The organism is Actinotalea ferrariae, assembly GCF_019733465.1.
In the GTDB taxonomy this organism is placed as follows: Bacteria; Actinomycetota; Actinomycetes; order Actinomycetales; family Cellulomonadaceae; genus Actinotalea; species Actinotalea ferrariae_A.
In genome coordinates, this window is the sequence record NZ_JACVQL010000014.1 from 1 (window position 1) to 15,676 (window position 15,676).

The window sequence follows — 15,676 nt, forward strand, 5'->3', positions numbered from 1 at the left end:
GCCCCGCACGGCGGTGCTCACCCGACGCAGCAGCGCGGCGACCTCGCCCTGCACCGCGGCGCCGTCGAGCGCGGCCAGCTCGTCGGCCGGCGCGAGGCTCAGGCGCTCCACGCGCACGCGCACGGCACGGGCCTCCCCCTCGAGCGCGCTCCCGGCGGGACCGCCGACGAGCTCCCCCGCCTGCGTGAGGTACCACAGCAGCTCGTGCAGACCCCGGACGACGCCGAAGGCCGCGAACATCGACGACGCCGTCGCAGCGTCGTCGTGCCAGGAGCGTCCGCCGAAGGTGACCTGCGCGACCTTCGGACCCGCGCCGAGGCAGTCGTAGACCGTGCAGCCGGTGAAGCCGGACGTGCGCAGGCGCGCGTGGATGGTGCACCGGTGGTCGGGCGCGAGGTTGGGGCACGGCTCGCCCGCCTCCTTGTCGATCGCGAAGTCGGCGGACCGGGAGAAGGCGAGCGCGACGCAGCACAGGCCGACGCAGCTCGCGCAGTCGGCCCGCAGCGCGCCGGTGTCAGCCGCCCTCATGCCACCTCCGGTCCTCCGCGTCCCACGCCTCCGACCTCGTCCGGGCGAGCGCGAGCGCCTCCTGGGCCGCGGCGCGCGTCGGGTACGGGCCCATGCGCGTCGTCCAGGGGCTGACCTTGCCCTGCTCGACCTCGCCCGTGGTGGGGTTGAAGAAGAACTCGCCGCCCGCGGCGTCGTCGGTCGTTCCCATGGCTCCTCCGTCCGCTCGTCCGTCCTCGTGCGCGCGCCCGACCACGTGCGTGGGCGGCCGCTGCGCCTCCTCCGTAGACTGCCAGCCATGTCGATCGCGCACGCACCGGAGGGGACGCTGGTCCCCGGGACCCTCAGCCCGGTGCGCTCCGTGCCGCCCCACATCGAGCGGCCGGAGTACGTCGGGAAGGATCGCGAGCTGCCGTTCCGCGGCTCGGAGGTCAAGGACGCCGAGACGATCGAGCGCATCCGCGTCGCGTCGCGGATCGCCGCGCAGGCGCTCGCCGAGGTCGGGCGGCACGTCGCGCCGGGCGTGACCACGGACGAGCTCGACCGCATCGGCCACGAGTTCCTGTGCGACCACGGGGCCTACCCGTCGACGCTGCACTACCAGCCGCACCCGCGGCAGGTGCCCTTCCTCAAGTCGCTGTGCACGTCGGTCAACGAGGTGATCTGCCACGGCATCCCCGACTCGACCGTGCTGCGGGACGGGGACATCGTCAACGTCGACGTGACCGCCTACGTCGACGGCGTCCACGGCGACACCGACGCCACGTTCCTCGTGGGCGACGTCGACGAGGAGTCGCGCCTGCTCGTCGAGCGCACGCACGAGGCGATGATGCGCGGGATCAAGGCCGTCGCGCCGGGGCGCGAGATCAACGTCATCGGCCGGGTCATCGAGAAGTACGCGCAGCGCTTCGGCTACGGCGTGGTCCGGGACTTCACGGGGCACGGGGTCGGCGAGGCGTTCCACTCGGGTCTCGTCGTCCCGCACTACGACGCGGCGCCGCGGCACGCGACGATCATCGAGCCCGGCATGGTGTTCACCGTCGAGCCGATGCTCAACCTCGGCACCCCGGAGTGGGAGATGTGGGACGACGGCTGGACGGTCGTGACCCGCGACCGCCGCCGCAGCGCGCAGTTCGAGCACACCCTCGTCGTGACCGAGACCGGAGCGGAGATCCTGACGCTGCCATGACCACCACACCTGCCCCGAGCGCCCTGCCGGCGCGGGCTTTCGGCATCGACATCGGCGGCAGCGGTATCAAGGGCGCGCCGGTGGACCTGGCCAAGGGCGAGTTCGCGGCTGACCGCGTGCGGATCCCCACCCCGCAGCCCTCCACGCCGGAGGCCGTGGCCCGGACGGTCGGCGACCTCTTCGACTCCTTCGACCTCCCGGCGGACCTCCCCATCGGCGTGACCTTCCCGGCGGTCATCCAGCACGGCGTAGCGCGCTCCGCCGCCAACGTCGACGAGTCGTGGATCGGCACCGACGTCACCGCGGTGATCGCGGAGGCGACGGGTCGCCGGGTGCTCGCGGTCAACGACGCCGACGCGGCGGGCTACGCCGAGACCCTCTACGGCGCCGCGCGGGACACGCGAGGCACCGTCCTCGTCGTGACCCTCGGCACCGGCATCGGCTCGTGCCTCGTGGTCGACGGGACGCTCGTGCCGAACACCGAGCTCGGGCACCTCGAGATCGACGGGTACGACGCCGAGAGCCGCGCCGCGGACAGCGCGCGCGAGCGCGAGGGGCTCGACTGGGAGCGGTGGGCCGAGCGGCTCCAGCGCTACTTCCGCGTCGTCGAGGACCTGTTCTGGCCGGACCTCGTCGTCGTCGGCGGCGGCGTGAGCAAGAAGCACGAGCAGTTCCTGCCGCTGCTGGACCTCCGGACGCCGATCGTCCCGGCCCGCCTGCGGAACGCCGCGGGCATCGTCGGCGCCGCGGCGCTCGCCGCACGCGGCGTCGCGCTCGACTGACGCTCGACCGACGCACCGGAGCGACCGCCGTGGACCCGCTGGGCTGGCTGCTCGTCGTCGGTGGGGTGCTCGCGCTCCTCGTCGTCGCCGACCGTGTCGTCGCCCGCCTGCCGCCACGCCCTCGACGGCCCGACGACGCGCCCGGCGTCCGGCCGGGCGGCGGCTCGGGCATGTTCGGGGAGCTCGTGGAGATCCTCCAGCCGTCGGCGCGCCACCTGCACGAGGAGCAGGAGCGGCAGCGGCACGACCTCGTGCTGCCCGGCGACGCCGACCCGCCCTGGACGGTCGACCTCGACGCGGGCACGGCCGTGGTCCCCGGGGCGGTGCCGCATGCAGGTCATGGCGTCAGGCAGGACGGCGGGCAGGACGGCGGGCAGGATGCCAGGCAGGACGCCGGGGACGCCGGGGAGCACGCCGGGCAGGATGCCGCGCCGGACGGCGGGCGGGAGACGGTCCCTGGCTCGCCCCGCGGCCCACGCGAGCTGGCGACGTCGGCCCCGCACCTGATCCAGCTCGCGCCGGGCGTCTGGGTCACGACCTCGCAGCCGTGGTCGACCACGACGACGGTCGTCGCCGGACCCGGCGGCCGGTGCCTCGTGGTGGATCCGGCGCTGACCCCCGCCGACCTGGACGCCCTCGCGGCCGAGCTCGCCGGGCGCGGGTGGTCCGTCGAGGCGGGGTTCTCGACGCACCCGCACTGGGACCACGTGCTGTGGTCGACTCGATTGGGCGACGTGCCGCGATGGGCGACGCCCGACGCGGTCGCGCGCGCCGCGCGCACGCACGCCGAGCTCGTCGCCGAGGCCGGCCGCACAGCGCCGGGGCACGACGCCGCCCTGCTCGGCCGGCTGGATCCGCTCGACGGCGAGGAGGTGCCGTGGTCCGGTCCTCGCGCCGTCGTCGTGCCGCATCGCGCCCACTGCCCCGGGAGCGCCGCGGTCGTGATCCCGGACGCCGGGGTCCTCCTCGCCGGGGACCTCCTGTCCGACCAGGAGATCCCGCTCCTCGACGTCGACTCCCCCGACCCCGTCGCCGACCACCTCGCGGCGCTCGACGCGCTCGAGGCGGCCGCGGCGCGGTGGGCGGTCGAGGTCCTCGTGCCGGGCCACGGCACGCCCACCGACGCAGCGGGGCTCGCGGAGCAGCTCGCCGCCGACCGCGCCTACCTGGAGGCGCTGCGCGCTGCTGTGGGCGGCACGGCGGCAGGCTCGAGCGTGGACGACGTCGTGGACGACGTCGTCGACCGGCGCCTCGTCGACCCGGAGCAGCGCGACCACCACGCGCACCAGCTGGCCGCCCTCCGACGTCGTGGCGGCGTGCGCGACCCGTCCTGACGCGCTGAGACGGGTCTCGACACGACACGTGTCACCGGCTACAACTGACACGTGTCACCCAGAAGGGTGATCTTTCCTCCCCCATCCGCTGAGACCGGTTCCATCCGGGCTCTCCACCACGCCAGACTGCCTGGGTGCGCCTTCCCCCGGTGCACCCGCGCAGCGCTGTGCGGCGACTCTCCAAAGGCGGAGACACGTGACAGCTCGACATTGGCTCGCGGCGGCACTGGCGCCCGCAGTCGTCCTCCCCCTCGTCATGGCGGCACCGGCCTCGGCCGCGTCCGTCTCGACCATCGCCGACTTCGAGGGCTCCGCGGAGCCCCCGGCCACCTTCTACAGCTACGGCGGCGCGGGCGGTGGCGCCGGTTTCGGCGTGGTCACCGTGCAGCCGGGCGACCCGCTCGCCCGTCCTGACCAGGAGGGTGCGAACAACGTCCTGTCCGTCGGGATCGACGTCCCCACGGGCTACGCCGGGTTCGGCGAGAATCTCGCGGCCCTGGGGGACTGGAGCGCCTTCGACGGCCTCCAGTTCTGGATGCAGGGCACGAACAGCGGCGCGGTGCTGCAGTCCGAGCTCCTCGAGGAAGCCCCAGGCGGCGGTGAGGGCGAGCGCTTCGACGTCACGTTCACCGACAATTGGACGGGCTGGCGGCTGGTCCAGCTGCCCTTCGCCGGCTACGCCCCCGCGGCGGACCACAACCCGGCGCCGGAGAACGGCGTCCTCGACCTCGAGAAGGTCCGCGGCTACATCTTCCCGGTCGTCAGCGGCACCACGACCTTCGCCATGGACGACATCGGCCTGTACGCGGGCACGACGGTCGCACCGACCGTCGGCTTCGCCGCGAGCACCGCGGGCGTCGCCGAGGGCGGCACGGCCGCGCTGACGGTGCGCCTCAACGTCGCGTCCGAGTCGACGGTCACCGTCGACCTGGCGACGTCCGACGGCACCGCGACCGCCGGCGAGGACTACACCGCCGTCGAGACCACCGTGACCTTCACGCCGGGCGTCACGACGCAGACCGTCGACGTCGTCACCGCGCAGGACACCGAGGCCGAGGGCAACGAGACCGTCGTCGCGACGCTCTCCTCGCCCGACGGCGCGACGCTCAGCACGGACACGCTCACGCTCACGGTCCGCGACGACGACGCCGCCCCCGCCTCCGAGGTGTGGGACAACGTCCGGGTCGTGACGACCTTCGCCGAGCCCGAGGTCCCGGTCGGCGAGGACGCCGACGGCAACACGGTCGGCTTCGAGCGCTTCACCGACCCGAACGCGTCGTCCGAGGTCGCCTTCGTCGCCCCGCCGGCGCCGGTCCCCGGCAAGGCGGCCGACGACCAGGCCGCGCGGGTCACGCTCCGGGCGCCGTCGTACGCCGGCTTCACCAACAAGCTGACGAACGACTCGGTCGACGCGTGGGTCCCGCAGGACTGGAGCCGCTACGACGGCGTCAGCTTCTGGCTGTACGGCCAGAACACGGGCCACTCGCTCTTCATCGACATCCTCGACAACCGCAACCCCGACTCGACGGTCGACGACGCCGGCCGCTACAGCGTCGCGTTCACCGACGACACGCTGGGCTGGCGCTACGTCGAGCTGCCGTTCAGCTCCTTCACGCGCAAGGACGTCGGCAACGGCGCCCCCAACGACGGGCTGACGCTGAACGCGATGCACGGCTGGGCCTTCGGCGCCACGGCGGTGCCGGCCACGACCACCTGGTACCTGGAGGACTTCGCGCTCACCGTCCCCGAGACGGTCGTCGACGAGTTCGAGTACGCGTCGCTCCCCTCGGGTCAGGACGCGAACGGCGTGGGCATCGGCTTCCACACCTACAACGGTCCGGGCGCGTCCGCCTCCGCGGGCGTCACGACCGGGGCCCCGGCGGACTCCCGCCCGAGCGCGGACGAGGGCAACACCGTCCTCGACCTGACGATGGACGTGCCGGCCGGGTCGTGGGGCGGCGTCTCGCACGCCTTCGCCGAGGACGGCACGTGGGTGAGCCAGGACTGGACGGACCACCAGGGCCTCAACTTCTGGTTCCACGGTGACGGCAGCGGTGAGCAGCTCTACGTCGACATCGTGGAGAACCGCCCGGAGGGCTCGACCACCGACAACGCCGAGCGGCACAGCGCGACGTTCACCGACGACGTCGTCGGCTGGCGGTTCGTCGAGCTCGAGTGGGCCGACTTCAGCCGCAAGGAGATCGGCAACGGCGCGCCGAACGACGGCCTGACGCTCGAGGAGGTGCACGGCTACGCCATCGGCGCCGTCACCACCGACGGCCCGCAGGACTACGCCGTCGACCGGCTCGCCGTGTGGGGCGCGAGCCTCGACGACGTGCCGCTCGTGGTCGGCTTCGACCGCGGAACCTACGGCGTCACCGAGGGCGACGCGGCGACGCTGCGCGTCACGCTGAGCCGGCCGTCCGAGACGGCGATCACGGTGGACTACGCCACGGTCGTGAGCACGGACCGCACCCAGACCGAGGACGGCGCCGCCGTCCCCGGCCGGGACTACACGGCGGTCGAGGGCACGCTCACCTTCGCGCCGGGCGAGACGCTGCAGACCTTCGTCGTCCAGACGACGGAGGACGCCAAGCACGAGCTCGCCGAGAGCGTGCAGGTGCAGCTGTCCGACGCCGCGGGCGGCACGGCAGAGATCAGCGGGTTCGCCCGGTCCGCGAGCGTCTCCATCACGGACGACGACCCCGAGGACCCGCTGCTCGTCGAGGACTTCGAGAGCGCGCCGGGTCTGTGGCGGTCCGAGAACGCCACGCTCGAGAGCGTGCGCGTCCTGGCCGACAGCGACGACGCCTACCCCGGCCAGGCGGCCGACGAGGGCGTCGGCGAGGTCGTCGTCACGGGCGCGGGTGCCGCGGTCCGGCGTGACTTCGCGCAGCCGCAGGACTGGTCGGGCCAGGAGGGCCTGTCGTTCTGGTACCGCGGCACGGGCAGCGGCGAGCCGGTCACCGTCGCCCTGCGCGACGACTCGGCTCCCGACCCCGGTCCGGAGGGCTGGACGAACGTCGTCTACCGCGACGACTTCGACGCCTCCGCGGGCACGCCCGTGGACCCGACGACGTGGTCGAACGAGACCGGTGGCTGGGGCTGGGGCAACGCCGAGCACCAGTACTACACGCCGGGCTCGCAGAACGTCTGGCAGGACGGTGAGGGCAACCTCGAGATCGAGCTGCGGCCCAACACGGACGAGTCCCTCTGGTGCTCGACCAACGGTGCGCCCTGCGGGTACACCTCGGCGCGCATCGCGACGCAGGGCAAGGCCGAGTTCCTCTACGGCCGGATCGAGGCCCGCCTCAAGGTCCCGGCCGGCGAGGGTCTCTGGCCGGCGTTCTGGACCCTGGGCAACGACTTCCTCGAGGTCGGCTGGCCGCAGACGGGCGAGATCGACATCATGGAGCACGTCGAGGGCGACAACGGCCGGCCGTGGGAGTCCTTCGGCACGGTCCACGGCCCCGGCTACTCCGGTGGCCAGTCGGTCGGGCACAAGGTGTGCCTCGACGACGCGGGTGAGGCGACCACGTGCCCGCGGACGAGCGGCGAGTCCTTCTCGGACGAGTTCCACACCTACGGCGTGGAGTGGGAGCCGGACCGCATCACCTGGCTCCTGGACGGCGAGCCGTTCGGCTCGGTCACGCCGGAGGAGCTGCCGGGCGAGTGGGTCTTCGACCACCCGTACTTCCTCATCGCCAACATGGCGATCGGCGGCAACTTCGGCGGCACCATCGAGCCGGGCCTCGAGCTGCCCGCCTCGTACCTGATCGACTACATCCAGGTCGAGCAGGCGCCGGACACGGCCGAGCGGTTCGAGACGACGTTCGTCGACGACAGCGAGGGCTGGCAGCAGATCACCGTCCCGTTCGACGCCTTCGAGCGCTCGGCCGCTCAGCCGGCCGGTGCGCCCGACAACGGCCTCACCCTGTCCTCCGTGAACGGTCTGGGGATCACCCTCGCCGACGGCGCGTCCGGGACCGTGCTCCTCGACGAGCTGCGCGTGGGGCCCGTGGTCACCGACCCGGGCACCGTGCCAGGGACGCCGGGTGGTCCAGGCACCCCGGGCGCCGTCCCCGGCGCGCCGGTGACGCCCGGGACGGGTGCGGTCGCGGGCGCCGGCGGCGCGGCGGCGGTCGCACGCGGCTCGCTCGGGGCCACGGGCGTGGAGCTGTGGGCCGTCGCGGCGTCGATGGTGCTACTGCTCGCAGGGACCGCGCTGGTCGTCGCGACGAGCCGACGGCGGCTCGCGGGCGACTGACCCGCTCATGACGAGGCCCCGCCGGTCGGTGACCGGCGGGGCCTCGTCATGCGTGTGCTGGAAACGGACGCCGCTCCGGGCTCACACCGTCGGGACGGGGTCCTCGCCGCCGACGGCGCCACCGGCCAGCTCCGCCGCGTCGAACAGGTCCTCGAGGCCGAGCAGCTGGAGCACGTCCGTGACGAGCGGCGGCGCGTTGCGGAGGGTCACCGGCAGGCCCTCCTCGCGGCCGACACGCAGGAACTGGATGAGGAACGCGATGCCCGTCGAGTCGATGAACGTGACCTCCCCGGCGTCGAGCACCACGGGCAGGTCGCGCGTCAGCGCCCGGCTCATCGCGCTGCTCGCCTGCTCGCGCAGGGCCTCGTCGATCTCGCCCCAGAGGTACGCGACGGTGGTCCCGCCGGTCTCCGCGACGGTGATCCCGCCGACTGCGCGCTCGCTCGTCTCGTCCATGTGCCACCGGCCTCCTGCTGCGTCCCGGCGACGGGCCGGCATCGTTGTCGAACCTCCCGGGACGACCCTCGGACAGGACGGCCGCGGCGCGGGGGCAGAGAGAAATCTACCGTCGGACGTGCGAGGACGCATGGCGGGTGACACCGTGAGGGCATGAGCTCCACCGACGGCACGACCGACGTCCCGGACAGCTTCGACGAGCGTCAGCCCGACCTCCCGACGCTCGCCGTCGACCCCGATCCCCTGCCCGACGAGCACGACGGGCAGGACACCGGCTTCGAGGAGCCGAAGGACGGCTGAGGCCCAGCCGTTCGGAGGCCCAGCCCGTCCAGGGCTCGGCCGTCCGAAGGCTCAGCCGTGGGAAGCTCAGCGGCGCGGCAGCCGCGCGACGTCGCCGAAGAAGTGGCCGATCCGGCGGATGGCGCCCGTGAAGTCGTCCCAGTCCACGGGCTTGGTCACGTAGGCGTTCGCGTGGGCCGCGTAGGCGCGCAGGATGTCCTCCTCGGCCGCCGACGTCGTCAGCACCACGACGGGGATCGAGCCGAGCTCGGCGTCCGCCTTGACGGCTTCGAGCACCTCGCGCCCACCGAGCTTGGGCAGGTTGAGGTCGAGCAGCACGACGTCGGGCCGGCGCGCGTCGGCGTACGGACCCTCGCGACGCAGGAAGGCCAGCGCCTCGGCGCCGTCGTTGACGACGTCGAGATGGCCCTCCATGCCGTGGTCCTCGAAGACCTCCTGGACCATGAGCACGTCACCCGGGTCGTCCTCGACGAGGAGCACGTCCAGGGCTGCGATCTGCGTCATCACAGCATGATCTTCACATGCGGACGGTCTTCGCGCCGGTGGACGCGAAGACGAGGGTGCGTCGCCGACCCACGCCGTACCTCCCGCGCACGATGGAGCGGGTGGCGTGGTGCACGAACCCGGCAGGACCCGGACCGCGCAGGACCTTGCTTACTGACTTGTCAGTAAGCAGCCCCATCACGATATGGTCTCGGCCATGTCGAGCACCTCGCCGCGTCGGGCGCAGCGCCCTCGCGAGGAGACCGTGCGCCGCCGCGAGGAGATCCTGCGGGCCGCGATGGCCACGTTCGGCAACCGCGGCTACACCAAGGGGTCGCTCGCAGAGATCGCCGAGCAGGTCGGCATGACGCACGCCGGCGTCCTGCACCACTTCCGCTCGAAGGACCTGCTCCTGCTCGAGGTCCTCGAGTACCGCGACCGCACCGACGTCGAGCACCTCGAGGGTCAGCACATCCCGGGCGGGCTCGACCTCTTCCACCACCTCGCCAAGACGGCGCGCCTCAACGCCGAGCGCCCGGGCATCGTCCAGGCGTTCGCCGTGCTCTCGGCGGAGTCGGTGACGGACGACCACCCCGCCAAGGAGTGGTTCCGGCTGCGCTACGAGACGTTGCGCGGCGAGGTGGGCACGGCGCTGCTCGAGGTGTGCGATCCCGCCGACCCGCCGTCGGACGACGAGGTCCAGCGCGCGGCCGCGGCGATCCTGGCGGTCATGGACGGCCTGCAGATCCAGTGGCTGCTCGACCCCGACGCCGTCGAGCTCGCGCGCGCCTCGGCGTTCGCGATCGACGCGATACTCGCCGCGGCCGTCGCGGGCCGTCGACGCACGCGCCTGGTCACCGACACGGACGACTGAGGCCGGTGCCGTGCGGCCGGATCGCCGACGAGCTCAGCCGGCGACCGGACCCGGCCCGGCCATCGACGCGGCGACCTCCTGCACGTAGACGTCCAGCGCGACGATCCGCTCCACGGGCCAGTCGGCGCCGGTCTCCGAGTAGAGGTTGACCGCGACGACGCGACCCTCGTCGACGTACGCGGGCAGGGCGAGGACCGCATCGAACCCGTTCGCGAGCGCCGCCCGGCGCCACGTGGGCCAGCGGTCGTCAGCGGCGATGTCGTCGACGAGCACGCTGGACAGCTTGCCCATCGCCTCGATGCAGGGCCCGTGCCCTTCGTCGACCTCGACGCGGTCGCACGCGGCGGCCCGCGGGTCGTTGCTGGCGACCTGCCGGATCCGTCCTCCGTCGCTCTGCGTGATGCTGCAGAAGGTGTTCGGACCCAGGTGGTCCGCAGCGGTCCGGGCGAAGTCGTCGAGGGTGTTGCTCACGCTGGGCCGTCCGCTCCGGCGCAGGGCGCCCGTGGCGCCGGGGACCGGGAGCATCCGGGATGGCACTGCTCAGCCACCGACGGCTGCCAGTGTCCACCCTGGGAGGTCCGTCGAACAGCGGCGCGCGCCGACCTGGTGGATGAGTCGGCCGGTACGCCGGGTTCTGTCGACGGATCTAACGGCTGGTGTGTGCCGAAGACGGGATGCATGGGTTTATGGTGTTGACCTGCGCGGATGCTGTACGGCGATGATGGGTGCGGGTTGGACCGTTGTGGACCTCTTGCGGACTCGCTGCGGACTCGCTGCGGACTCGCGCGGCATGATGGAAGGCATGAAGTACTCGCGCACCAAGACGCCCCCGTCCCTCATCTGCCTGTGGATTCTGTCGATCGCGCTCGTCCTGCTCGGCGTCGGCAACATGAACACACTGAGCGCGGCCGGCGTCGGTCTCGCAATGACGACCGCCGGCCTGATCGGCGTCCTCATGGCGATGGCCCTCGGTGCCCTGCGTCAGACGCTCTGGAACCGTGACGACGAGCGGGACCAGCGGGCGGCAGACGCCATGGCGGCCGACGACGAGGACGACGTCGAGATCTAGCCGTAGGGGGTCACGACACGGGGTAGGAGAACCCGAACGAGAACGTCGTGCCCGGACCCGGGGTGGCAATGTAGACCTCGCCGGTCGTCTTGACCGCGACCGCTCCGGCGGACGCGGTCCCCTGGATGTTCGTCGGCGGTCGAAGGCCGGCGGGCAGCGTGAGGATGGTCTCGTTCGCGACGGTCGCGGCGTTCTTGGTGACGGCGGCGGCGATGTAGACGACGCCGTTGTGCCGGCGCACGCGCACGCCGTTCCAGGGGGCGGTGGTGTAGGCGGCGTAGCCAGCGCCGTAGCTGCCGCCGAGGGTCCCGAGGGCTGCCCAGGCGACGTCTCCGGCGCCCTTGAGGTCGTCCACGATCGACTGCACGTCGGCGTCGAGGGCCTCGGCGAGCTGCTGGAAGTGCAGCGGCGGGTTGTTCGGGGTGCCCGGCGACAGCGAGGGGTAGGGGTAGGCGCGGTCGAGGGTGTTGGGCATGGTCATGCTCCCGTCGTGATGGTGGGCGTGTCGTCGGGGACTCGGGTCACGACCGTCATGCGGCCGGTCCCCAGATGGAACGTGACCCGGGCGACGAGGTGTCGCTCCTGGGGTCCGGTGGGCAGCTGCACGGTGACGGTGTGCCCGGGGCGCAGCCAGTAGGCGGCGACGGCGGTCAGGGTGAACCCGCGGCCGCGGGAGTAGACGCGGCGCAGCAGCGTCTCTGCGACGGCCCACCGATTCAGGGTGCTGCCGACGTCCACGGTCCGGGACTGCTTGACGACCTTCGTCGGCACGGTCCCCACGGCGAGCGGCCCAGTGGTGATCTGCGCGAACGCGAACGTGTCGTCGGGGTACTGGAGCAGGACGGCGTTGCCCCACTCGCGCACGTCCAGGGCCGCGGTCGAGGCGGTGACGGTGCCGCCGGGGCCGACGTGCATCTGGTGGGCGCTGACGCCGGCCAGGTGGGGCCGGTCGGTGACGTGCCACGTGCGCGCGCCGTCGACGTACACCCACGCGTCGATGCGGTCCTGGAGCTCGACGACGACGGACCACAGGTTGGCGCCCGTCTGCACGGTCAGCGGCTCCCCGAGGGTCCTGGTGGACGTCGCCGTGAGCACGATCGTGGGGTCCGGGTCGAGCAGCCAGCCGATGAGGTACATGATCGCGTCGCGCACGAGAGTCGTCGCGGCGAACGTGTGGGACGCGCCGAGCGGGTCCGTGTCCTGCAACCGCATCTCGTCGGAGACGGCGTGCAGGCTCATGGTGTTGGCGGGCCGCTCGACGGGCCGCTCGCGCAGCGCGAGGTCGGCGAGCTGGTGCACGTCCCGGCGCCCGCCGGGGTACACGTAGCCGGCGGCCACGGTGACCCGGGTGCCAGCGCGCGGGTCGAGGGCATCGAGGGCGGCCTGGTGCTCGGGGACCTTGCACGGCGCCTGGGCCAGCTGCACGTGCGGGGACCAGGCCTCGTCGAACACGACGTCAGCTGTGCCGTCGACGTCGAGCTCGAACGGGTCGCCGGTCACGGGGTGGGCGGTGATGGTGAAGTCGTGAAACAGCGACTCGGGCAGGGCCTCGCGAGCGGCCTCGAGCCACGGCGCGGTGCTCACGTCAGGGGTCCGATCGCGCGCTCGGCGTAGGTCGGGAACTCGATCCGCGACGCGCCGTAGGTCGGGTTGCGCTGGAGCGCCGCGACGTAGTCCCATCCGAGGGCGCCCGCGAGGGCCGCGGTGGGGGGCTGCACCTCGGTGTAGTCGACCGTAACGCGCCAGCGCAGCGGCGAGGTGTCCTCGCTCTGCGGGGTGACCGTGACCGTCCCTGTGCAGGCGTGGTACATGTCCATCCCGGGGTGCTGGGCCTGGCGGAGCATGACGACCTCGCCGCGACCGTAGACGGCGGCGACGGCCTGTGCGGCGGCGAAGTCTGGTGCCCAGATGGTCAGCGTGCCCGTGCGGAGCCGGAGCCGGCCCAGCGTCACGACGGGGTCCTCGCGGTTGATGACCTCGTGCACGGTGGTGGTCGCCTGCCTGGCCGCGACGTACCCCGTCACCAGGGCCAGGGGCTCGCTGTACTGCGGCATCACCGGCACCATCAGCCATGGGTCGGCGACGTCGTCGAGGGACGTCGTGACCGAGACGGTGTCGGTGGTCGTGATGGTGTAGGTGATCGGGCCGTCGAGGGCCGCCTCGTAGTCCGTGACGATGAGGGAGCCGTCGACGATGTCCTGACCCTCGAACAGGCGCACCGAGCGGATGCCGTTGGTGTCCGAGCGCAGCAGCCCGAACTCGTACCCGGTGGGCACCGACGACACGCGCAGCCGGACCAGGCCGAACTGCGCGAGGCCGAGGAACGAGAGCAGGCGCAGCTCGTGCCCGCTGGTGCCGGCGGTGAACTCGACGGAGTACGTGGCCCGGCCGCTGCCGATGGGCACTACGGTGAACGCGAACCCGATGGCGCTGTTCCCGGCCTCGAGCTGCGCGTCGCCGTCCGCGCTCCGGTCGAGGGTGAGGTCAGCGCGGTAGCGCTGCCCGGGGATCAGGCCCAGCGGGTCGAGGTAGCGGACGATGGTCGCTCCGCCGCTTGCCGCCGTGAACACGACGGCGTCGCCGATGAGCGCGCTGTGGGGCTGGAGGCCGAGCCACGCGGTCGAGCGCTCGGCCCAGATGTCGGGCGCGTCGAGGTCGAGCACGGTCGTCGGCGCCGACGCTGCGTCGGCCGTCACCTTGAGCAGCACGGACGCCGTCGCCGGCTGCGGGGTGGCAGTCAGCGTGGTCGCCATCAGACGACCGCCTGACCGGTCTTGATGCTCGCCGTGAACGCGATGGACCGCGGGTGCCGCACGAACTCCGCGATCTCGCGCTCCGCCTGGGTGAAGCTCACGATCGGCTCGATGACGGGCCCCGTGGGCAGGCGGCTGTACATCCGGGTCATGGCGTCGCGCACTCCCTGCTCGTTGTTGGCGATGCCGGTGGACACGCCCTCGGTGATCGACTGCCCGGTGGCGAGCGCGTGCGCGTCGATCGCGGCCTGCTGCTGGTCCGGACCCGCCTGGGCGATCACGGCGGCCGTCGCGGCGGCGACCTCGGGGCCCTTGGCGCGCAGCTCGTCGGCGAGGGCCTGGCCGCCGGCCGCGGCGATCGTCGCGAGGTTCGTCTCGAACGCGGCGGCCTCGGCGGCCTGTCGGTTCCACTCGGCGATCAGGTCGTCGACCGAGACGGACACGCCCTTGACGTAGTCCTCCCACGAGTCCTCGGCGGTCTTGGTGGCGGCGGCGGTCTGCTCGGCGGCGGTGCGCTCGGCCGCCTCCTTGTCGTCGAGGATGCCCTCGTAGACGCTCACGGCGTCGCCCGTGGCTTCCAGCGCGGCGTTGTAGGACTCCTGCACCTCGGCGGCGCGCTCCAGCTCGCGCTGGCGGGCCTCGTACTGCTCGACGGTGCGGCCCTCGGCGGCGGCGAGCGCCTCGGTGATTGCGACCGCGGCCTCTTCCTCGAGGATCAGCTCGCGCAGCTTGCCGGCGACGTTGCTCGCCATGTCTCGGTGGTCGAGGAGGGTGCGCAGGTGCTCGCTCGTCGCCTCGTCGAGCATCTGGATGCCGGTCCCCTGGGAGCGCCACTGAGCGTCCAGATCGGCCGCGACGTCCTGGGCGCCCTCCATCGCCTCGCGGAGCCCTTCGATGCGTCTCACGGGGTCCTCGTCCGTGAGCGTGCGGTACATGCCGCGGATGTTCAGTGCTCCGACCTCGGCGGCCTTAGCGAACAGCTCGGCGTTCGTCGTGGCGCGGGGCTGCCAGACCTCCCACCAGGAGCGGGCGTCGTCGATCGCGGTCGCGGTCTCGCGCCACCGGTCGCGCAGCAGCTCGACCTTCTCCGCGGCGTCGGCGTCGGCGAGGCTGAGGGCCATCTCGCCTGCCCGCTCGGTGAGCGCGTTCGCCTCCTCGGCCGCCGTCTGTAGCGCCGCCGTGATCATCCCGAGCCCGGCAGCGGCGACGAGGCCGGCGGCGGCGCCCGCGGGCCCGAACCCGGCGAAGGCGTTGGCGGCGACCTCCTGGAACGCGTCGGCGATCGACTCCGCCGACCCGTCGAACGAGGCTGCGGCCTCGCGGGCGGTGCTGTTGGCTTCGTCCTTGAACTCCTCGGCGCCCTCGCCGGCACGCTCGAACCCGCGGTCGATGTCGCGCCCGATCGAGTCGCCCGCGTCGTCGGCCTGGCGCTTGGCCTTGGTGAAGGTGTCGCTGAACGAGCGCTCGAGCTTCTCCGCGGCGTCCTTGCCGTCGTCGCCGACCCCGTCGAGGTCGCGCCCGATCTTGTCGCTCGCGGTGTCGGCCTCGCGGGCGAGGTCGTCGAGGGAGTCGGCGACGGCGTCGAGCGACTTCTCGACGTCGTCGGTGCCCTTGAGGAACGCCCGGACGTCGGAGGCGAACGCGATATTGATGCCGGCCATC

The 15,676-nt window shown here is 72.8% G+C and carries 16 protein-coding genes and 1 pseudogene; 7 read left to right on the forward strand and 10 right to left on the reverse strand.

What is annotated here, in order from left to right; translation table 11 throughout:
- Nucleotides 1-528 (reverse strand): annotated as a pseudogene (locus ICW40_RS01070) (pentapeptide repeat-containing protein); the annotation flags it as partial.
- The gene (locus ICW40_RS01075) at nt 515-718 is read right to left on the reverse strand and encodes a hypothetical protein (RefSeq protein WP_221651942.1); all 204 of its coding nucleotides are present in this window, start codon (nt 716-718) and stop codon (nt 515-517) included. The gene ICW40_RS01075 and the pseudogene ICW40_RS01070, both read right to left, overlap by 14 nt.
- 87 nt (nt 719-805) lie before the next feature.
- On the opposite strand from ICW40_RS01075, the gene map reads away from it, so the two are divergent.
- The 4 genes from map (at nt 806) to ICW40_RS01095 (ending at nt 8,079) form a co-directional block, all read left to right on the forward strand.
- A complete protein-coding gene (gene map, locus ICW40_RS01080) occupies nt 806-1,696 on the forward strand; it encodes a type I methionyl aminopeptidase (protein ID WP_374199117.1) in 891 nt (296 codons plus the stop codon).
- Nucleotides 1,693-2,478, forward strand: coding sequence for a polyphosphate--glucose phosphotransferase (gene ppgK / locus ICW40_RS01085; protein WP_221651943.1), 786 nt, complete (start codon nt 1,693-1,695; stop codon nt 2,476-2,478). Before map ends, ppgK begins: the two co-directional genes overlap by 4 nt.
- Before the next feature lie 29 nt (nt 2,479-2,507).
- A complete protein-coding gene (locus ICW40_RS01090) occupies nt 2,508-3,812 on the forward strand; it encodes an MBL fold metallo-hydrolase (protein ID WP_221651944.1) in 1,305 nt (434 codons plus the stop codon).
- A gap of 196 nt (nt 3,813-4,008) precedes the next feature.
- Nucleotides 4,009-8,079 carry a carbohydrate binding domain-containing protein gene (locus ICW40_RS01095; protein WP_221651945.1) on the forward strand — a complete coding sequence of 1,357 codons (4,071 nt, stop codon included), beginning with the start codon at nt 4,009-4,011 and terminating at the stop codon, nt 8,077-8,079.
- An 81-nt stretch (nt 8,080-8,160) separates the two neighbouring features.
- Here the strand turns inward: ICW40_RS01095 and ICW40_RS01100 are convergent, their stop codons facing one another.
- Nucleotides 8,161-8,535 carry an STAS domain-containing protein gene (locus ICW40_RS01100; RefSeq protein WP_221651946.1) on the reverse strand — a complete coding sequence of 125 codons (375 nt, stop codon included), beginning with the start codon at nt 8,533-8,535 and terminating at the stop codon, nt 8,161-8,163.
- A 153-nt stretch (nt 8,536-8,688) separates the two neighbouring features.
- Here ICW40_RS01100 and ICW40_RS01105 point away from each other — a divergent pair, with 153 nt between their 5' ends.
- Nucleotides 8,689-8,835 (forward strand): hypothetical protein, encoded by a 147-nt coding sequence (locus ICW40_RS01105; RefSeq protein ID WP_221651947.1) that lies wholly within the window; start codon nt 8,689-8,691, stop codon nt 8,833-8,835.
- 66 nt (nt 8,836-8,901) lie between these two features.
- Here the strand turns inward: ICW40_RS01105 and ICW40_RS01110 are convergent, their stop codons facing one another.
- Nucleotides 8,902-9,339, reverse strand: a complete 438-nt coding sequence (locus ICW40_RS01110; RefSeq protein ID WP_221651948.1) for a response regulator — start codon at nt 9,337-9,339, stop codon at nt 8,902-8,904.
- 13 nt (nt 9,340-9,352) lie between these two features.
- The gene (locus ICW40_RS01115; RefSeq protein ID WP_221651949.1) at nt 9,353-9,517 is read right to left on the reverse strand and encodes a hypothetical protein; all 165 of its coding nucleotides are present in this window, start codon (nt 9,515-9,517) and stop codon (nt 9,353-9,355) included.
- Between the two features lie 18 nt (nt 9,518-9,535).
- Between ICW40_RS01115 and ICW40_RS01120 the strand changes: the two genes are divergently transcribed.
- Nucleotides 9,536-10,192, forward strand: a complete 657-nt coding sequence (locus ICW40_RS01120; protein WP_221651950.1) for a TetR/AcrR family transcriptional regulator — start codon at nt 9,536-9,538, stop codon at nt 10,190-10,192.
- 33 nt (nt 10,193-10,225) lie between these two features.
- On the opposite strand, the gene ICW40_RS01125 is transcribed toward ICW40_RS01120, so the two are convergent.
- On the reverse strand, nt 10,226-10,663 hold the full coding sequence (locus ICW40_RS01125) for a GAF domain-containing protein (RefSeq protein WP_221651951.1): 438 nt from the start codon (nt 10,661-10,663) through the stop codon (nt 10,226-10,228).
- Between the two features lie 331 nt (nt 10,664-10,994).
- Here ICW40_RS01125 and ICW40_RS01130 point away from each other — a divergent pair, with 331 nt between their 5' ends.
- Complete coding sequence (locus ICW40_RS01130; protein WP_221651952.1) at nt 10,995-11,261, forward strand: hypothetical protein; 267 nt, start codon at nt 10,995-10,997, stop codon at nt 11,259-11,261.
- A 10-nt stretch (nt 11,262-11,271) separates the two neighbouring features.
- Here the strand turns inward: ICW40_RS01130 and ICW40_RS01135 are convergent, their stop codons facing one another.
- Genes ICW40_RS01135 through ICW40_RS01150 form a run of 4 tightly spaced genes read right to left on the reverse strand, consistent with a single transcriptional unit; the run spans nt 11,272 to nt 15,675 of the window.
- Nucleotides 11,272-11,742, reverse strand: a complete 471-nt coding sequence (locus ICW40_RS01135) for a hypothetical protein (protein ID WP_221651953.1) — start codon at nt 11,740-11,742, stop codon at nt 11,272-11,274.
- Entirely contained in the window at nt 11,739-12,845 is a 1,107-nt protein-coding gene (locus tag ICW40_RS01140; protein WP_221651954.1) for a hypothetical protein, read from the reverse strand. The genes ICW40_RS01135 and ICW40_RS01140 overlap by 4 nt, the downstream gene beginning before the upstream one ends.
- Complete coding sequence (locus ICW40_RS01145; protein ID WP_221651955.1) at nt 12,842-14,014, reverse strand: hypothetical protein; 1,173 nt, start codon at nt 14,012-14,014, stop codon at nt 12,842-12,844. The genes ICW40_RS01140 and ICW40_RS01145 overlap by 4 nt, the downstream gene beginning before the upstream one ends.
- Entirely contained in the window at nt 14,014-15,675 is a 1,662-nt protein-coding gene (locus ICW40_RS01150) for a hypothetical protein (protein WP_221651956.1), read from the reverse strand. Before ICW40_RS01150 ends, ICW40_RS01145 begins: the two co-directional genes overlap by 1 nt.
- Between the last annotated feature and the right edge of the window lies 1 nt (nt 15,676).

Excerpts from the sequence above, each read along its gene's own strand:
- ICW40_RS01105 (WP_221651947.1), top strand. The coding sequence starts at position 8,689 with ATGAGCTCCACCGACGGCACGACCGACGTCCCGGACAGCTTCGACGAG.
- ICW40_RS01075 (WP_221651942.1), bottom strand. The coding sequence starts at position 718 with ATGGGAACGACCGACGACGCCGCGGGCGGCGAGTTCTTCTTCAACCCC.
- ICW40_RS01135 (WP_221651953.1), bottom strand. The coding sequence starts at position 11,742 with ATGACCATGCCCAACACCCTCGACCGCGCCTACCCCTACCCCTCGCTG.
- ICW40_RS01100 (WP_221651946.1), bottom strand. The coding sequence starts at position 8,535 with ATGGACGAGACGAGCGAGCGCGCAGTCGGCGGGATCACCGTCGCGGAG.
- ICW40_RS01150 (WP_221651956.1), bottom strand. The coding sequence starts at position 15,675 with ATGGCCGGCATCAATATCGCGTTCGCCTCCGACGTCCGGGCGTTCCTC.
- ICW40_RS01115 (WP_221651949.1), bottom strand. The coding sequence starts at position 9,517 with ATGGGGCTGCTTACTGACAAGTCAGTAAGCAAGGTCCTGCGCGGTCCG.
- map (WP_374199117.1), top strand. The coding sequence starts at position 806 with ATGTCGATCGCGCACGCACCGGAGGGGACGCTGGTCCCCGGGACCCTC.
- ICW40_RS01110 (WP_221651948.1), bottom strand. The coding sequence starts at position 9,339 with ATGACGCAGATCGCAGCCCTGGACGTGCTCCTCGTCGAGGACGACCCG.
- ICW40_RS01130 (WP_221651952.1), top strand. The coding sequence starts at position 10,995 with ATGAAGTACTCGCGCACCAAGACGCCCCCGTCCCTCATCTGCCTGTGG.
- ICW40_RS01120 (WP_221651950.1), top strand. The coding sequence starts at position 9,536 with ATGTCGAGCACCTCGCCGCGTCGGGCGCAGCGCCCTCGCGAGGAGACC.
- ICW40_RS01145 (WP_221651955.1), bottom strand. The coding sequence starts at position 14,014 with ATGGCGACCACGCTGACTGCCACCCCGCAGCCGGCGACGGCGTCCGTG.
- ppgK (WP_221651943.1), top strand. The coding sequence starts at position 1,693 with ATGACCACCACACCTGCCCCGAGCGCCCTGCCGGCGCGGGCTTTCGGC.